Genomic DNA, 17956 nt, shown 5'->3' with positions numbered 1-17956 from the left:
CTTCGCGGGGTTGTCAATTCGCTCACTGTGTGAGCCTACTCTTCGGGTGCGTCCGTGAAGAATGGAATGCATGACCTCACCTACCTGCGTTGAATTCATCCATGCCGGTCCGCAGTCGCCGCGAGTTTGGGATCCGGTGATGGCGCAGCTGCCCGAATCCATCGACGCGGTGGCCCAGACCATCCCCGGCATCAGCGCGCCGGCGCCCGAGGGGTTCTCGCTCGATGCGGCCGCGCGGTGGGTGCTCGACGATCTCGCCGACCGCACCGACGAGGAAGGCGTGCTCGTCGGCATCTCGGTGGGGGCGCTCATCGCGATCCGCGCCGCCGCGCTCGAGCCCGGGCTGGTGAAGGGCCTCGTGCTCTCCGCGCCGTTCGCGCGCTCGCCCCGGGCGCTGCTGAAGATGCAGCGCACGATCTCGAGCGCCCTGCCCGAGCGCTACCTCGCAGGCCCGACGATCGAGGAGGGTGGCTCGGGCATTACGAAGCAGGACCTACTGTCGGTGCTCGACGGCATGTCGGGCCTCGACCTGCGGCCTGAGCTTTACCGCATCCAGTGCCCCGCCCTCGTACTCGTCGGCGGCAACGACCGCGCGAACCACAAGGGCTCGGGTGAGGTCGTCGAGTCGATGCAGGATGCGCAGCTGCAGATTGTGCCCGGCGAGGGCCATCTCTGGAACGAGACGAACCCGCAGCGCTTCGCCGCCGCGGTGAGCGGTTGGGTCGAGTCGCTCTAGGCCGTCGCCTCGGGGTGCTTCCGGATCGTCACCGCGAGCCCGACCGTGATCAGCGTGAGTACGCCGCCGATGATGAAGGGGTAGCGGCCCGCGTCAGCCACGTCGCCGAAAGCAGTCTGTGCGATACCGAACGCGGTGAGGAACAGCGCCGTGCCGATGGCGCCGGCGAGTTGCTGCCACGTGTTGAGGATCGCCGAACCGTGGCCGTACCTGTCGCGCGGCAGCGAGCCGAGCGAGTGCGTCAGCAGCGCCGAGATGATGAGGGCCATGCCCGCGCTGAAGACGCAGTGGCAGAGGATGACGAACCACGCCTCGGTGCTGGCGCCGACGGTCGCGAGGCCCCACTGCCCGGCGGTGAGCAAGAGCGCGCCGGGAATCACAAGCACGGCGGGGCCCTTGCGGTCGTAGATGCGGCCGGCGATCGGCGCGATGATCGCCTGTGTGAGACCGCCCGGCAGCAGCGAGAGGCCGACTGCCGCGGTGCTCAGGCCGAGCCCGTTCTCGAGGTAGACCGGCAGCACGACGACCGTGCCAAGCATCGCGCCGAAGGTGATGCCGATAATGAGCAGGCTGCGCACGAACGTGCCGTCCTTGAGGGGGGCGAGGTTGAGCAGCGGCGCCGCCTGCCGGCGCACGAGCGACTGCTGCCGCACCGCGAAGACGCTCAGCGCGGCGAGACCGACGACGAGGGCGACGACCGGCACGAAGTCTCCCTCGCCGATCTCAGAGATGCCCGAGACGCCGTAGACGAAGCTGCCGAAGCCGACGACCGAGAGCAGGATCGACACGGCGTCGAGGCGACCGGCGGGCTGGCCCTTACCGGCCGGCAGCGCGATGCCGCCGCCGATGAGCGCGAGCAGGGCGAACACCGCCATGCCCCAGAACAGGGCGTGCCAGGTGAAGGCGTCGATGACGAGGCCCGCGAGGGTGGGGCCGACCGCCGGGGCGACCGAGATGACGACGGTGTTGAGGCCCATGATCGAGCCGCGGTGCTCAGCCGGAACGAGCTGCAGGGTGGTGGTCATGAGCAGCGGCATGATCACCGCGGTGCCGAGCGCCTGCACGACGCGGGCGATGAGCATCGTCGCAAAGGTTGTTGAAAGCGCCGCGACGAGGGTGCCGATGCCGAAGAGCACGATGGCTGCGAGGAAGAGCGTCTTCGTGCTGAACCGCTGCATCAGGTAGCCGGTGAGCGGAATGCAGATGGCCATGGTGAGCAGGAAGCCCGTGGTGAACCAGCCGGCGGTGAGCGACGAGATCGAGAAGTCGGCCATGAGCGACGGCAGCGCGACGGTGAGCACCGTCTCGTTGAGGATCATAACGAACGCCGCGACCGCGAGCGTGCCGATGATGGCGACGAGTTTGCCCGTCGAAAGTGTGCGTGGCTGCGTCAGCGTCTGCGTCATGTTGTCGCCCTCTCATTTTTGCGAACGACCAAGTATGGCACACTGTGACACTCTGACGTAATATGCCAAGAGAGAAATTCTCGAAACACCCCGCAAACCGGAGCGTGACAAAATGACGACCATGGCCAACGACGGACGCTCGCTCACCGAGCGCCGCCGCGTGCAGACGAGCAACGAGATCCACGAGGCAGCAATGGCGCTGTTCGAGCGGCAGGGTGTCGAGGCCACCACGGTCGCCGAGATCGCCGAAGCAGCGGGCATCTCTTCCCGCACGTTTTTCCGCTACTTCGACAACAAGGAACACGCCGGCATTCCCGGCCAGCTCGACTTCCAGCACCGCATCGAGGCGTTCGTGCCGGTCGACGGATCGCCGAGCAGCGTTCTCAAGCAGATCGAGGGGATGCTCGAGGCCGAGATTCGAGAGTCGGCCGAGCGGAATCAGATCTCGATCCGCACCGCGCTCCTCTTCGCGAGTGAGCCCTCGCTGCTCGAGGAAGCGGCGGGGCAGCTTCAGCGCACGTCGAAGGTGCTCCAGGCGATCGTGCTCGAGCACTGCCCGTCACTGAAGAGGTCGGTGACGCTCATCATCACCGACCTCGCCATGACGACCTGGCACACGAGCTGGGAAGCACTCGGGCAGCGGTACGAGGCGGGCGAAACGATCACGCCGCTCGAAAACTACCGCGAGCACTGCGACATGCTGCGGGAGATCGTGCAGTAACTACTGCGGAGTGGGCTTACGGGGTGGGCTCGACGTCGAGGACGACCTCGAACTCAAGCAGGTTCGCACCGCTCGCAACGGGCTTGCCGTGCTCGCCCGAGTGCGCGGCCCGAGCATCCCCGTCGCGCCACGCGACGAACGACTCCTCGTCTTCCCACTCGGTCACGACGAAGTAGCGCGTCTCGCCGGCGGTCGGGCGCAGCAGCTTGAAGCCGCGGAATCCCGGCGACGTCTCGACGGTGCCGGCGCGCTCGGCGAAGCGGCGCTCGAGTTCGGGGCCCGCCTGCTCCGGCACGTCAATGGCATTGATCTTCACGATAGGCATGCCCCGAAGCCTAGCCCTACTCCCCCGCAAAAATGATGCGGTGCCAGTCCTTCTTCGCCACGGCGGTGATGTCCTGAATCACGTGCTTCACGTTCGTGTACTCCTCGAGCGAGTACGCCGACATGTCCTTGCCGTAGCCCGAGGCCTTGTAGCCGCCGTGGGGCATCTCGGAGATGATCGGAATGTGGTCGTTGATCCACACGCAGCCCGCGTCGATCTCGCGCGAGGCGCGGTTCGCGCGGTAGACGTTGCTCGTCCAGGCGGATGCGGCGAGGCCGTAGGGCGTGTCGTTCGCGAGGTCGATCGCCTCGTCGTCGCTTGAGAACGGCAGCACCACGAGCACGGGGCCGAAGACCTCGTCCTGCACGATTTCGGAGTCCTGTGCTGCACCAGTGATCAGCGTCGGCTCATAGAAGTAGCCGGCAGCCTCGGGCACGTGACCGCCGCGCACGACCGTGGCGCCAGCATCCACCGCCCGCTCGACCATCGCGGCGACCTTCTGCTGGTGGCCGCGCGACGAGAGCGGGCCGAGGTCGGTCTGCTCGTCGTCGGGGGTGCCGAGCTTGATGGTGTCGATGACGGCGGCGGTCTTCGCGACGAACTCGTCGATGACCGACTCGTGCACGTAGGCGCGGGTCGCTGCGGTGCAGTCCTGGCCCGTGTTGATGCACGAGGCCGCGACCGCGCCATTCGCGGCGGCGTCGAGGTCGGCGTCGTCGAACACGACGAACGGGGCCTTACCGCCGAGCTCGAGGTGGAGGCGCTTGCCCGGGATCGTCGACGCGATCGAACGGCCCACCTCGGTTGAGCCGGTGAACGACACCATGTTCACCTCGGGGTGCGTCGTGAGGTGCGTGCCGACCGAGCGGCCGCCACCGGTGACGATGTTGATGACGCCGGCGGGGATGCCCGCGCGGGCCGCCGATTCGGCGAACAGCAGCGAGGTGAGCGGGGTGATCTCGGCGGGCTTGAGCACGATCGTGTTGCCTGCCGCGACGGCGGGCAGGATCTTCCAGGCCGCCATCTGCAGCGGGTAGTTCCACGGCGCGATCGAGCCGACGACGCCGATGGGCTCGCGGCGGATCGACGAGGTGTGGTCGGCCGAGTACTCGGCCTGCGCCTTGCCCTCGAGCTGGCGGGCGGCGCCCGCGTAGAAGGCGACGTTGTCGATCGAGCCGGCCACGTCGAAGAGTGTCGTGAGTTTGAACGGCTTGCCACACTGGCGCGACTCCCAGCGCGCGAGCTCGTCCTCGTGCTCGCGCAGGTCGCGCACCCAGGCGTGCATGAGCTCGCTGCGCTCGCCCGGCGTGCGGCGCGACCAGTCGGCGAAGGCGCGACGCGCGGCCGCGACCGCCGCATCCACCTGCTCAGCCGACGCCTCGGCCTGCTCGACGATGACCTCGTCGAGCGCGGGGTCGCGCACCTCGACGCGGCGCTCGCCGGCGCCGGTCACGTACTCGCCATCGATCCAGTTGAGTGGCTGCTGCCAGGTCAATTCAGCGATCTTGGACATCTCGTATCACTCTTTCAAAGCTGGGATGCCTCTATCTCACCAGATCAGCCCCTGGGCCGGCGTGACAATCTGGCAACTCGAGCGCCCAGATTCGACAATGCCGACAGTTTGCCACGGCACGGGCCCCCGTAGCGTCCATGACAGACCCGATGAAAGGACTCTCATGACGAACCTCCCGGTTGTTCCGCACTGGATCGGTGGCAAGGAAGTCACCCCCGAAGGCAGCCGCACCGCCCCCGTGTTCGACCCGGCGCTTGGCGAAGAGACGAAGCGCGTCGTGCTCGCGGAGCAGACCGACGTCGACGTCGCCGTGAAGAGCGCGCACGAGGCCTACCACTCGTGGCGCGACGTGTCGCTCGCGAAGCGCACGTCGATCATCTTCAAGTTCCGCGAGCTGCTCGACTCGCGCAAGGGCGAGCTCGCCGAGATCATCACCGCCGAGCACGGCAAGGTACTCGACGATGCCCTTGGCGAGATCTCGCGCGGCCAGGAGGTCGTCGAGTACGCCTGCGGTATCACCGCGCACCTGCGCGGCCACTTCTCCGAGCAGATTTCGACCGGCTTCGACATCCACTCGGTGCACCAGCCGGTCGGCGTCGCCGCGATCATCTCGCCCTTCAACTTCCCCGCCATGGTGCCGATGTGGTTCTTCCCCATCGCCATCGCCGCGGGCAACGCCGTGATCCTCAAGCCCTCCGAGAAGGACCCCTCGGCGGCGGTCTGGATCGCGAAGCTCTGGCAGGAAGCCGGCCTCCCCGACGGCGTCTTCACCGTGCTCAACGGCGACAAGGTCGCGGTTGACGGCCTGCTCACGCACCCGCAGGTCGACGCCGTCTCGTTCGTCGGCTCGACCCCGATCGCCCGCTACGTCTACGAGACCGGCACGGCTCACGGCAAGCGCGTGCAGGCCCTCGGCGGCGCGAAGAACCACATGCTCGTGCTGCCCGACGCCGACCTCGACCTCGTGGCCGACTCGGCGATCAACGCCGGCTTCGGCTCGGCGGGCGAGCGCTGCATGGCGATCTCGGTCGTCGTCGCGGTCGAGCCCGTCGCCGACGAGCTCATCGAGAAGATCACCGAGCGCATGGGCAAGCTGCGCGTCGGCGACGGCCGCCGCGGCTGCGACATGGGCCCGCTCGTGACGCAGGCGCACCGCGACAAGGTCGCCGGCTACATCGACGTCGCGCTCGAGGACGGCGCCGACGTCGTCGTCGACGGCCGCGGCATCGAGGTCGACGGCGAGGCCGGCGGCTTCTGGCTCGGTCCGACGCTCATCGACAAGGTACCCACGAGCTCGCGCGTCTACACCGAGGAGATCTTCGGCCCAGTGCTCTCCATCGTGCGCGTCGCCTCGTTCGACGAGGGCGTCGACCTCATCAATAACGGTGCGTTTGGCAACGGCACCGCCGTGTTCACGAACGACGGTGGCGCGGCCCGCCGCTTCCAGCGCGAGATCGAGGTCGGCATGATCGGTGTCAACGTGCCGATTCCCGTGCCGATCGCGACCTACTCATTCGGCGGCTGGAAGGAGTCGCTGTTCGGCGACACCAAGGCTCACGGCGCCGAGGGAGTGCGCTTCTTCACCCGCCAGAAGGCGATCACGACCCGCTGGCTCGACCCGAGCCACGGCGGCATCAACCTCGGCTTCCCCCAGAACGACTAGCGACACCACCGCCCGAGGGCCTCGTTCACGTGGTGAACGAGGCCCTCGGGCGTTCAGCGGGGCCGGTCGCTACCGGCGCATCCCTCGGCGGCGCACCAGGAGCGCACCTGCAGCAACGGCCGTCAGCCCAAGGGCTGCCAGAGCGAGCATCCCATCGGCACCCGTGGTGGCCAGCCCGTCCCCGGAGTCACCGGCTTCGCCGCCCGAACCATCATCCGGCGATGCACCCTCCGCCGGAGGCGTTGCCGTCACCGTCGGGGCTGACGAATCGCTCGGCGCAGGGGAATCACTCGGCGCAGGGGAATCGCTCGGCGCAGGGGAATCACTCGGCGCAGGCGAGTCACTCGGCGCCGGGGAATCACTCGGCGCAGGCGAGTCCGTCGGCGCAGGCGTTGCGCAGTCCTCAGCAGCATCGAACACGTCCGAGCGGTACGTGCCGCCATACGCATCCGTCACCAGGAGATACCAGCCACCGGCATCAGCCAGCTGCGCGGCCGTCACGACAACGTCTGACCCAGAAGCTGCCTGGGCCTCGGCAACGACCTCCTCCGTCAGCACATCAACCTGCACCTGATCAGTCGTGAGTGACTTCTCGTGGGCCACGATGCCAAGGTCGCTGTAGTTGAGCGTGAACTCCTGCGCTTCGAGTTCAATGCTCGGGTCTTCAGTGTCGTAATCGTCAAGCGAGTACGAGTAGGTACGGTTCGTGATCGTCCCCGCGGTCGAGTCGAGGTGCTGCAAACGCAGGTACCCCTGGCCACCCTCGGGCAGCGACTGGTAATCGAACAGCACCGCGGCCACGGTGCGGTCAGTTACGCCATCACCGTCGTCGTCGAGCGGGTACTGCTGGACGTAGGCGTCGTGGTAGTGACCGGACTGCACCATGGCGACGTTCTCGTTCGGCACGACGACCTCTTGATACACGCGCTCGGGAATCGCGCCCCGGCCGCCGGTTGTCGTGAGGAACTCGTGCATGTTGATGACTGCGGCGCGCTCCGGGTACTGCGCGAGCACCTCGTTCATCCAGTCGATCTGCTCGTCACCGGCGCCCCAACCCATGTAGAGGTAGATGAAGTCAACGCCAGCGACGGTGACGAGGTCATAGTGACCCCGGTTGTCCTCGTGGTCACCGCCCCACCACGGGTTGTCGTTGTACCGATCGGCACCGAACCACTCGCTGTAGTGGCTGTAGTCGTCGTCCTTGTGCCCAACATCGTGGTTGCCCGCAAGCACACCGTAGGGCAGTTCGGCGTCGTCGAGACGCTGGTACGCCTCGTCTGCTCGCTCCCACTGCTCGGCTTCGCTCGAGACGTTGACGATGTCACCGGTGTGCGAGAGGTACTGGATGTTCATCGGATCGCGCTGCGCGAGCAGGTAATCGTGAATGCTCACCTGGTGCTTGTAGTACGACTCGGTCTCGTTGTAGTACTGGGTGTCGGTCTCCCATGCGATCGTCGCGTCGTACGCCGAACGGGGTGTGTCTCCCTCGTTCACGGGGACATAGGCGCTGTCGCGGTCAGACCGGTCTTCGCCAGCCCAGCCCACGCCGTTCTGCACGAGCAGCTGCACCTCGCCATTGTTGGCGAATTCGCCTGCGTCGACGGTCTCGGAGAACGACACCCCGCCGTCCGAATCCTCCGCGAGAATCTGGTGGTTGAGTTCGACCCAGCCGCCATCATTCGAGAGCGCAAACAGCGTCACCCTCGTGCCCGCATTTGCTTCACCTTGCCACTGCACGCGCACCTGGTCGCCGGCACCGGTACCGTCGGGCACTGCGGCGGTGAACTGCTGGTAGGGCAGCGCGTCGACGGCGCTGGCGCTTACGCCTTCACCGTCTGCCTCTGCCAATGTCGCCAACTCGTCGGCCGTCACAGCGGTGCCCTCGCGGTCAGTCGCTGCACCGTCATGCACGGTGCCCGAGGTCACCTCGAGATCGGTGACAGGAACGGTTTCGCCCCGCCGCACGCTGACGTTGAGGTCATCGCCGCTCGGGTCGGTCACTGAGATGTGCCCATCTGCATCACAGGTGGGGAAGCTCGTGACCTCCGCGGACGGGTTCTCGACGGGCACGGTGAACTGCACGGTCTCTTCAGTCAGGTTGCCCTGCAAGTCGGCCGCCGTCACCACCAGGGTGTGCTCGCCGGCAGCCAGCTCGGTCGAAGAGGTCTCCAGCGGCAGCTGCACCGTCTCACCGTCGAGGGTCGTCGTAATCGAGTCGCTGTCGACGCCCTGCCCCTCGCCGTCGACGATGTCGGCGTCGAGCACGGTCTCGCCGCGCAAGGTGTCGCCGTCAGCGATCGAGGTCGTGATGACTGGGGCAGTGTTGTCGACGTTGACCGTGAACTCGAGCGCGTCGTCGCCGCTGCGCACCGCCACCGCGTGCTCGCCGTCCGCAAGCCCGGCCGTGTCAACGGCGCAACGCACCGACGAGAACGCGTCCTCCGGCACGACAAACTCGGCGTCGTACACGCCGATGAGTCCCGCAGAGTCACCCATCTTGAGTTCGGTCCCAGCGGTGTAGCCCGTGGGCGTAAGTGTTCGGCCATCCGGCAGCACGAGCCGCGCGTCGCGAATCGTGAAATCGTCATTGTTCTCGAGGTCATCGGGGCCGGGGTGGGCCTTGGTACCCGCCGCGACCGACACCGTGACGGTCTCGCCCGGCGCGAAGGCCTCAAGCGAGATCTCCGACGAGATCGTCTCCCAGCCCGTGGGAATGCTGTCGTCGAAGATGTGCACCGGCTCGCCGTCGAACATGATCGCGTTCTGGAAGAACGTGTCGACGCCGGTGGCTTCGAAAGCGAATACGGGCGCGGTCTCGAGGGAAGGTTCCGCTGCGCACTGCTGCCCGTCGAACTCGATCACCGGAGCGCCAGCGTCAGCCGAACCGACGATCTGTGCGTTGCCAGAAATCCAGTCGCCGTCACTGAGGTTGGCGCGCACCGGGCCCTCCTCGGGGCGCACGACCTCGATGCGCTGCGTCGAGAGCTCCGCGGTGTTCGTGCCGTCCGAGGCGACGAGCGAGTACTCGATCCAGTCCTTACCCGTGAGGTCAATCTGGGGATACTCGTAGGAGAAGCTCTGGCCGTCTTCGGCAACCTCGAGGTTTACGGTGCGAGTGTCACCGGCGCTGGTCGCGATACGCAACGTCGCGGTGCGCACGAGGACATCATCGTTGATCGTGAACGCAAACTCGAAGTCGGTGGCGGGGTCGATTTCCTGCGCGGTCGCATCCGCAATCTGCGGTGCTTGCGTGTCCTCCGCTACCGCAACCAACTCGGCTGGCAGCTGATCCGCATCCGTCGCACCAGGGGTCGCCGGCGCGATCGAGAGCTTCGGTTGCACAAGATCGCTGTTCGAGCCGTAGCGGATGCCCTGGTCGGCCTGGGTGTCGTCGGCCTCGGTCCCGTTGTAGTAGACCCGGGTAATCGCGTGGCCGGTGTTCGTGCGGATGTCGAGCGAGCGCAGCGAACCGTTCGCCATGCCACCACTTTGCGTTTCGATCAGCGTCTCGCCCGCGACAAGTTGCGTGCCGAACTTTTCATTGAAGTCGTCCGCCGAAAGCTCCTGGTTCTCGGCATTCTTCACCCAAACGACTACCGAGGCGCCGGGCGCGACTTCGGCGTCGGGGGTGTCGAGGACCCACTGAATGTCCGAGCCAATCGATAGGTCGGCCGCGGGGTAGCCATATACTAGCTGGTAGTCGCTCAGGCTCACCGGCGAATTGCTCGGGTTCGTGAGTTCGATGAACTCATAGGCATCTGCCCCGCCGACATTCGAGGAGTCGGGCAGCAACTCGGTGATGAGGAGCGGCTTGTCAGTGTCGTCGCCCGGAGTGCCCGGAGTGCCCGGAGCTGTTGGTTCGGGCGAAGGTTCCGGAGTTTCAGTCGGCGCCGGAGTTGCTTCCTCGACTTCAGCCTCGCCTGGCGTTGCCGCTTGGTTTGCGCCGACGAGCGGCGCCGAGCCCGATTCCGTGTAACCAAAGTTGGCCGTGCCCGAACTGCTCACGCTGCCGGACGGGTAGTACGACCAAGCATTGACCCCATCCGGCGACACGAGGCGAATACCGCGCTCGCCGCCATTCGCCATGCCCGACTGCCCGGTCGCGGTCAGGAGCTGGTAGCTGCTCCCCGCATCCCCCCAATTGGCGCGGAAGTCAGCCTCGGTGTAGTCATCGCTGTTCACCGAATCGCTCGAATACTTCAACCACACCACTGCCGAGTCCCCGGGTGCGATGGTGAGGTTCTCGCCCCCGAGTTCGAGCGCAACGTCGCGGTCGACGTCGGTTGTGTCTGCGTAGATGTAGCTCACGGCCCAGCCGGTGAGATCGACGGCCTCATCCGAGTAGTTCGTGAGCTCGAAGAACTCAAAATTGTCGGCTCCGGGATGATCAGGAGCGATCTCCGTAACGGTCAGCGGCATCGATGCCGAAGCGGCGAGCGCGGCTGGGCTCCCGAGCAGAATTGGTGTGGTGCATGCAACCGCGGTAACCGCAGTTGCGGCAAGCCATCGGCGTACGCCTGGCGACAAAGACAAGAGACCTCCTGGGGCAATGTGAACCCTGACAGGCAAGTCAACTCGCGTGACGGGCCGCCAACTCCTCATTGAACGACAGCTGTCGCCAAGGTGAATGGTCTTGAAACTTTGTAGCTCACGCCCCGCTAGACCGCCTAAGCCGCGAGCTGCAGCGCGAGCCAGAGTTGCGCGCGGGCCGAGAAGTCGTCGAGGTCATATCCGGTGGCGGCGGCCGCCGCGGCGACTCGCGCCCGCAACGTGTGGCGGTGGATGCCGAGCTCGCGCGCCGCAGGATCCCATGCGCAATTGTGGGCGAACCAGGCGCGCAGCGAGGCGAGCAACTCGTCAGCGTCGTCGCGCTCGCGCAGCCCGGCGAGCATCCGCACGGCGAGGAGCTGCCCTTGTTCGGCGTCGAGCCAGGCGAGCAGGCCGTGCTCGGCGAGCCGGTCGAACTCGACCACCTCGCCGACGCGCGCCGCACGCCGCAGAGCGTGCCGCGCATCCTCGTAGCCGTGGGAGATATCTGCGACGTCGACCGCGGGTGAGACACCCACCGTGAGTCCGTCGCGCGCGAGTGGCTCCGGCAACTCAGCACCGTCAGGCACGACGAGCAGCAGCTCGTCACCGTGGCGCGCGAACGTGAGGTCGTTGGCTGCTGCGAGCAACTCGAGTTCGTCGAGCACGCGCGTCCACTCGGTTACGCCACGGGCGACGATGACCCGCACGCGGCCCTCCGGCACCCAGGTACCAAGGTCGCGCAGCGCGTCGCCCGCCGCGGCCGTCGCGCCGGCGAGATAGAGCTCGGCGACTCCGGTGCGCAGGCTGCGGCGCGCGCTGTCGAGCACGCGCGACTGCTCGATCGCGATCGAGGCGATGCCGACGACGCTCGCGAGCAGCTGCGCGCCTGCGGCGTCGAGCGGCGCGCCCGAGCCAATCGCCAGCACACCGCGCAGGCGGTCGGGCTGGCCGATCGTGTGCAGCGTCACGCTGTGGTCGGCCGACGCGAGACGGGCCGCGGCACGGCGGCGGCCGCGCAGCTGGCCGGCCACCGCGTCCGCAAGCTCGGCCTCCAGCTCCGGCGGCACGCGGCGGCCGAGCTGCACCTGCACGCGCCGGCCGAGTGCGTCGTAGAGCGCGACCCAGCTGTCGAGCTGCGCCGAGAGCTCGCGCAGGGTGGCGGCGAGGCCGTCGGGTCGCAGGGTCGCGCGAGCGATCGCGCGCTGCGCCCGGTTCGACCACTCGAGGCGCTCGTTGCGCTCGGCAGCGATCGCGTCGGCGACGGTACGCGAGATGCGGATGAACGGGGTCGACGAGGGCACGATGAACAGCGGGAGCTCGTGCTCGAGGCTCGCGTCGATGACCTCGGCCGGCACGCGGGCGTGCGCGACGTTCACTGCGAAGCCCAGCCCGACGATGCCCGCGTCGCGCAGGCGCCGCACGTACTCGCGCGCGTACTCGGTCTCGGCGGCCGCGTCGTGCTGGCGGCCGAACTGCGTGCCGTCGGTGAGCAGCAGCTGCCCCGCCTCGAGCCAGGGCGAGGGATGCTCGAGGTTCGACGAGTGCGCCCACGACACCCTCTCGTCGAGCTGTTCGTCGCGTACCTCGAGCGGCCGGGCCAGGCGCAGGCCAAGCGCGGAGTGGGCCAGGAGTGTTCGCAGCGTCATCACCACCCCGCCAGCGTAGCCGACGCACGGTGCGGATCTGTCTACGAGCATCCGTCATGTTCGACAGAACGGCACTCGCCACCAGGCAGCGGGGGCACAATGCTGGGAGCAGACCACCCCACCGTCAAAGGAGCCGACGTGACCGACACCACCCTCACCAGCCTGAGCAACGCCGAGGTCGCCAAGTACGACACCTCGCACGTGTTCCACTCCTGGTCGGCCCAGGGCAAGCTCGCCCCGCTGCCGATCAAGACCGCGCACGGCTCGACGGTGGTCGACTTTGAGGGCAACGAGTACCTCGACCTCTCGAGCCAGCTCGTGTTCACGAACCTCGGGCACCAGCACCCGCGCGTCGTCGAGGCGATTAAGCAGCAGGCGGATGAGCTGCTCACGATCGCGCCGGCGCACGCGAACCAGACTCGCGCGCGGGCGGCCGAGCTCATCCTCGAGCACGCCCCAGAGAACATGGACCGCGTGTTCTTCACCAACGGCGGTGCCGACGCGAACGAGAACGCGATTCGCCTCGCCCGCCAGGTCACCGGCCGCGACAAGGTGCTCTCGCGCTACCGCTCGTACCACGGCAACACCGGCGCGGCGATCGTCGCGACTGGCGACTGGCGCCGCCAGCCGAACGAGTACACGACCGGCCACGTGCATTTCTTCGGCCCGTACCTCTACCGCAGCGAGTTCTGGGCCGAGACCGAGGAGCAGGAGTGCGAGCGCGCGCTGCAGCACCTCGACTCGGTGATTCGCCACGAGGGCCCGAACACGATCGCCGCGATTCTGCTCGAGTCGATCCCCGGCACCGCGGGCATCATGGTGCCGCCGGCGGGCTACCTGCAGGGCGTGCGCGAGCTCGCCGACCGCTACGGCATCGTGCTCATCGCCGACGAGGTGATGGCCGGCTTCGGCCGCGCCGGCGAATGGTTCGCGTTCCAAGCCCAGGGCGTCACGCCCGACCTCATCACCTTCGCGAAGGGCGTCAACTCGGGCTACGTACCCCTCGGCGGCGTCATCATCTCGAAAGAGATCGCGGCGGCGTTCGACGAGCGCGTGTTCCCCGGCGGCCTCACCTACTCGGGCCACCCGCTCGCGACGGCGGCGGCGGTGGCGACCATCGAGACGATGACCGACGAGGGCGTCGTCGAGCACGCCCGCGAGCTCGGCACCGACGTGATCGGCCCGCGCCTGCGCGAGCTCGCCGAGGAGCTCGACGTGATCGGCGAGGTGCGCGGCACCGGCGTGTTCTGGGCGATCGAGCTCGTGTCGGACGCGGCGGCGCGCACCCCCGTCGCGGCAGAGTATATGGGCCGCGTCAAGGCGGCGCTCGTCGCGCGTGGCGTGATTCCGTTCACGAGCGATAACCGCATCCACATCGTGCCGCCGTGCACGATCTCGGCCGAGGAACTGAACCGCGGCCTCGACGTCGTCGCCGAGGTGCTGCGCAGCGAGGCCGTCGCCTAGGACTCGCGAGCGGTCTACCCTGCCGCGTCGCGCGCGAGCAGGGCGGCCTGCGTGCGCGAACTCACCCCGAGTTTCGCGAGAATGCGCGAAACGTGCTGTTTCGTCGTGCCGAGCGTGATGTGCAGCTCCCCGGCGATCTCGCCGTTCGTCGCACCCCGCCCGATCGCCCCGAGTATTTCGAGCTCTCGCTCGGTGAGGCCCGCCCCGCGCACCTGCGCGGCGGCGGGCGTCTCGCTTCGTGCGCCCGCCGCCGCCTGCAGCACGCGCGCAGTCACCTCAGGTGCGACGACACCCTGACCGCGCGCGACCCGGCGGATCGCGTCGACGAGCTCGCTCGGCTCGGCAGTTTTGAGCAGGAAGCCGGCAGCGCCGGCGTTGATCGCGGCGAACACGACGTCATCCTCGTCATAGGTCGTCAGCACGAGCACGCGAGTGCCCTCGGCCGCGAGCACCCGGGTCGCCTCGGCACCGTCGACGCCGGGCATCCGCATGTCCATGAGCACGACATCCGGTTTGAGCGCGCGGGCGTTGCCGATCGCCGTCGCGCCGTCGGACGCCTCACCGACGACCTCGATATCGTCGGCGGCCTCGAGCATCATCCGCAGGCCGGCACGGATCGCCGCGTGATCGTCTGCGAGCAGCACGCGCGTCATCGCGGCACCTCCGCGCGCACGCGCCAGACGTTGCGGCCCGCTCCCGCCGACTCGCCCGCGCTGAACCGGCCGCCCGCGCCGCGCATCCGCCGGGCCATCTGGCCCAGGCCGAGGCCGCTCGAGCCGCCGCGGGGCGCATCCGCTATTGGGTTTTCGATCTCGAGCGCGAGGCGGTCGTCGTCGGTCTCGAGGCGCAGCGTGGCCGTGCCATCGCCATACTTCAGTGCGTTCCCGAGGGCTTCGCGCGCGACCTCGCCGAGCGCGCCGTCAGCCTGAACCACCAATTCACCGCTCACCTCAATCTCAAGCCCCGCCTGCTGAGCTCTCGCAACCTCCGCATCCAGGGTCGTTGCGGCGATCGGCTCGGGCGTCGAGTCGCTACGCAGCACGTCGATGAGCTGCCGCATCTCGCCGAGCGCGGCGAGGGATGCGCGGCGCACCTCCGCGAGCGCGCGGCGGTCACGCTCGGCATCGGGTGCGCCGTCGAGGGCGCCCGCCGAAAAGATCGTGATCGCCGAGAGGTGGGCCGAGACGGTGTCGTGGAGGTCACGAGCCACCGCCTCGCGATCGGCCTGCACCGCAACCGCGGCGCGTAACCGCTCGGCTTCGGCGAGTTCGTCGCCCGCGCGCAGTTCGCTGCTCCACCACATCGGCAGGGCGCAGACGAGCATGACCTGCAGGGTCATCGAGGTCGTCGCGTCGGTGCTGCGCGTACCGATCGCGACGCATGCGATGACGATCCCACTCGTGGCGATGAGCAGACCGACGCCGATGCGCCGGTCGCGCGCCGCGCCGTAGCGCCAGAGTCCGTAGATCGTGGAGCTCCACTCGAGCTGCACCGTGATGTGGGTGCCCGTGAGACCCGACACCGCGACGCCGACGCAGGCCAAGAGCAGCGCCGGGACCGGCAGCGCCGAGGTGAATGCGGCGGCCACGGCCGTGATCGCGAGCGGCACCAGGAAGAGCGCTGGATGCGCGCCCTCGCCGAAGAGCCCCGGTACGACGCCGCTGCCCGGGTCTGCGACGAGCATGATGACCCCGAGTGCGGCGACCGCGACCGACCAGGGTACGTCACGGCGCAGCGCGATCGCGAGGGGTTCGCGCGGCGTGAACGAGAGCATGACTCCAGTATGTCGGCGCACGGCGGCCGACGGTACGGCACCAAAGTTAGGGGTGGCAACCTCACCTGCGCCAGATGGCGGGCGCCCGCGCCCCCGCGACGCTGAAGACATGGAACTTCTGCTCGCACTCCCCGCGCTCGCCCTCGCCGATTCGCTGAGCTACGGCACGCTGACGATTCCCGTCTGGCTGTTGCTCGAGCCGGGTCGGGTGCGTGGTCGGCGCGTGTTCACGTACCTGCTCACGATCGCCGCGTTCTACTTCGCCGTCGGCCTCGGCCTGCTCTGGAGCGCCGGTTGGCTGCTGCCGTTTGCCATCGACGCGGCCGAGTCACCGGCCGGGCACGTGGTGCTGCTCGTCACCGGCATCGCGCTCGTCATCTGGAGCTTCGCCCTTGACTCGAAGGGGGCGAAGGCGAAGCGCGCGAACGGCGGCGGCCTGATGGCGAAGCTCGCGAAATGGCGCACCTCCGACAAGCCGGTCGCCACCGTTGCCGTCGCGGCCGGACTCATCGAATTACTCACGATGCTGCCGTACCTCGTCGGCATCGGGCTCATCTCATCGAGCGACGCGAGCCCAGCGGCAGCGCTCGGCCTCCTCGCCGGCTACTGCCTCGTCATGGTGCTGCCCGCCCTCGCGCTGTTCGGGCTGCGAGCCGCGCTCGGCTCGCGGGTCGAGGGCCTGCTCGATCGCATTAACGCCTGGATGCTTAAGCACGGCGAATCGGCGCTGAGCTGGGTCGTCGGCATCCTCGGCGTCGTGCTGATCGTCAACAATCTCAATCTGGTTGGGAACTGATCGGCTAGTGCGAGCGCCCTGACACGAGGTCGGCGACGCGGGCGAGTGGCGAGGTGGTCGCTCGCCCGCCGTATTCGGCGCGGTCGGCGGCGCCGTAGGCGCCGTAGATGACGCGGGTCGCGATCCAGCGCAGGGGCTCAGGCTCCCAGCGGCGAACGCGGTGGCCGACCCAGGGCAGCGCGGTGAGTTCGGTGTCGCGACCGAGCACGAGGTCGCGCAGGGTGCGGCCCGCGAGGTTCGTTGTGGCGACGCCGGTGCCGACATAGCCGCCGGCGTGGCCAAGGCCTGTGGCGGGATCGAAGGTGACGGTGGCCGCCCAATCACGGGGGACGCCAAGAGTCCCCGACCAAAGGTGGTCGATGTCGACGCCGTCGAGCACGGGGAAGAACCGCACGAGCACCTCGCGCAGCGTGCCCGCGGTGACGGGCTGGGTGCGGCCGTCGTCGTCGGTCGCCGAGTTCCAGCGGTACGGCACGCCGCGGCCACCGAACGCGATGCGGTCGTCGGCGGTGCGCTGCGCGTACATGTAGACGTGCGCGAAATCGCCAAGCACCTCTCGGCCCTCCCAGCCGATGTGTTGCCACTGCGCCTCGCTGAGCGGTTCGGTCGCGATGAGCGACGAGTTCATCGGCAGCCACTCGCGGTGCAGGCCCTGCAGCCCGGCGGTGAAGCCCTCGGTCGCGCGGATCACGGCCCCCGCGTGCACGGTACCGGTGGCGGTCACGGCTTCGCCGGGCCGAATCTCGTCAACACGCGTGCCCTCGTAGATTTCGACCCCGAGCTTGGCGACGACCTCGCTCAGCCCGCGGGCGAGCTTCGCGGGGTGGATGCGCGCGGTGTGTGGCGACCAAAGCCCGCCGAGCGTGCCGGCCACGTTGATGCGCTCCTTCGCCGCCGAGGCGTCGAGTCGCTGCCAGCCGCCGATGCCGTCCCACGACTCGTCGTCGGCGAGCATCCCTTCGAGCCGCGCGAGCTGCGCGGGCGCATAGGCGACCTCGTGGTCGCCGCCCTTGACGATGTCGGCGTCGATGCCCTCGGCGGCCGCGACGCGAATCACCTCATCGACGGTCGCGTTCATCGCGAGCTGGAAGTCGCGCGCGGCCTCGCGTCCGTGCGTCGGCACGTACTGGTTGATGCCGCCGGTCACCGAGTTCGTGAGCCAGCCGCCGTTGCGGCCCGACGCCCCAAACCCGCAGAAACGCGCCTCGAGAATCGCGATGCGCGCATCCGGCTTCGCCTGTTTGAGGTAGTAGGCGCTCCAGAGCCCGGTGTAGCCGCCACCCACGATCGCAACGTCGACGTCGAGATCGCCCTCGACCCCGGGCCGCGGCACGGGCGTGCCCAGATCGGTCCACCAGTGCGAGACGTTGCCGTTGATCATG

Annotated in this window: 13 protein-coding genes; 5 read left to right on the top strand and 8 right to left on the bottom strand. The window is 68.2% G+C overall.

All coding sequences use genetic code 11. The features are described 5' to 3' along the window. Positions 1-70 precede the first annotated feature (70 nt). Positions 71-736: an alpha/beta fold hydrolase gene (locus QM019_RS04890; protein ID WP_164509796.1), complete on the top strand. Its 666-nt coding sequence runs from the start codon at positions 71-73 to the stop codon at positions 734-736. On the opposite strand, the gene QM019_RS04885 is transcribed toward QM019_RS04890, so the two are convergent. After that, on the bottom strand, positions 733-2142 hold the full coding sequence (locus tag QM019_RS04885) for an MDR family MFS transporter (RefSeq protein ID WP_282852088.1): 1410 nt from the start codon (positions 2140-2142) through the stop codon (positions 733-735). The genes QM019_RS04890 and QM019_RS04885 overlap by 4 nt on opposite strands. 121 nt (positions 2143-2263) lie before the next feature. Between QM019_RS04885 and QM019_RS04880 the strand changes: the two genes are divergently transcribed. Further along, positions 2264-2863 (top strand): TetR/AcrR family transcriptional regulator, encoded by a 600-nt coding sequence (locus QM019_RS04880; protein ID WP_282852087.1) that lies wholly within the window; start codon positions 2264-2266, stop codon positions 2861-2863. Positions 2864-2879: 16 nt separating this feature from the next. On the opposite strand, the gene QM019_RS04875 is transcribed toward QM019_RS04880, so the two are convergent. Together QM019_RS04875 and QM019_RS04870 are read right to left on the bottom strand one after the other, a co-directional pair. Beyond that, positions 2880-3188, bottom strand: a complete 309-nt coding sequence (locus tag QM019_RS04875) for an antibiotic biosynthesis monooxygenase family protein (protein ID WP_193128043.1) — start codon at positions 3186-3188, stop codon at positions 2880-2882. 16 nt (positions 3189-3204) lie between these two features. Beyond that, positions 3205-4701, bottom strand: coding sequence for a gamma-aminobutyraldehyde dehydrogenase (locus QM019_RS04870; RefSeq protein ID WP_282852086.1), 1497 nt, complete (start codon positions 4699-4701; stop codon positions 3205-3207). A gap of 163 nt (positions 4702-4864) precedes the next feature. On the opposite strand from QM019_RS04870, the gene QM019_RS04865 reads away from it, so the two are divergent. After that, positions 4865-6364, top strand: coding sequence for a CoA-acylating methylmalonate-semialdehyde dehydrogenase (locus QM019_RS04865; protein WP_282852085.1), 1500 nt, complete (start codon positions 4865-4867; stop codon positions 6362-6364). Between the two features lie 69 nt (positions 6365-6433). Here QM019_RS04865 and QM019_RS04860 read toward each other — a convergent pair whose 3' ends face one another. Next, positions 6434-10783, bottom strand: coding sequence for a lamin tail domain-containing metallophosphoesterase family protein (locus QM019_RS04860; RefSeq protein WP_282852084.1), 4350 nt, complete (start codon positions 10781-10783; stop codon positions 6434-6436). Between the two features lie 248 nt (positions 10784-11031). After that, the gene (locus QM019_RS04855; protein ID WP_282852083.1) at positions 11032-12540 is read right to left on the bottom strand and encodes a PucR family transcriptional regulator; all 1509 of its coding nucleotides are present in this window, start codon (positions 12538-12540) and stop codon (positions 11032-11034) included. Positions 12541-12639: 99 nt separating this feature from the next. On the opposite strand from QM019_RS04855, the gene QM019_RS04850 reads away from it, so the two are divergent. Then, entirely contained in the window at positions 12640-14004 is a 1365-nt protein-coding gene (locus QM019_RS04850; RefSeq protein WP_428831958.1) for an aspartate aminotransferase family protein, read from the top strand. A 14-nt stretch (positions 14005-14018) separates the two neighbouring features. Here QM019_RS04850 and QM019_RS04845 read toward each other — a convergent pair whose 3' ends face one another. Both QM019_RS04845 and QM019_RS04840 read right to left on the bottom strand, forming a co-directional pair. Further along, positions 14019-14657: a response regulator gene (locus QM019_RS04845; protein ID WP_282852081.1), complete on the bottom strand. Its 639-nt coding sequence runs from the start codon at positions 14655-14657 to the stop codon at positions 14019-14021. After that, entirely contained in the window at positions 14654-15778 is a 1125-nt protein-coding gene (locus tag QM019_RS04840) for a sensor histidine kinase (RefSeq protein ID WP_282852080.1), read from the bottom strand. The genes QM019_RS04845 and QM019_RS04840 overlap by 4 nt, the downstream gene beginning before the upstream one ends. Positions 15779-15887: 109 nt before the next feature. Here QM019_RS04840 and QM019_RS04835 point away from each other — a divergent pair, with 109 nt between their 5' ends. Beyond that, entirely contained in the window at positions 15888-16574 is a 687-nt protein-coding gene (locus QM019_RS04835; protein ID WP_282852078.1) for a GAP family protein, read from the top strand. A 4-nt stretch (positions 16575-16578) separates the two neighbouring features. Here QM019_RS04835 and QM019_RS04830 read toward each other — a convergent pair whose 3' ends face one another. Continuing rightward, positions 16579-17955: an NAD(P)/FAD-dependent oxidoreductase gene (locus QM019_RS04830; RefSeq protein ID WP_282852077.1), complete on the bottom strand. Its 1377-nt coding sequence runs from the start codon at positions 17953-17955 to the stop codon at positions 16579-16581. Between the last annotated feature and the right edge of the window lies 1 nt (position 17956).

This window comes from Gulosibacter sediminis (genome assembly GCF_030011715.1).
GTDB lineage: Bacteria > Actinomycetota > Actinomycetes > Actinomycetales > Microbacteriaceae > Gulosibacter > Gulosibacter sediminis.
The sequence above is the reverse complement of the archived record's forward strand: the minus strand, read 5'-3'. Positions and strand labels throughout refer to the sequence as shown.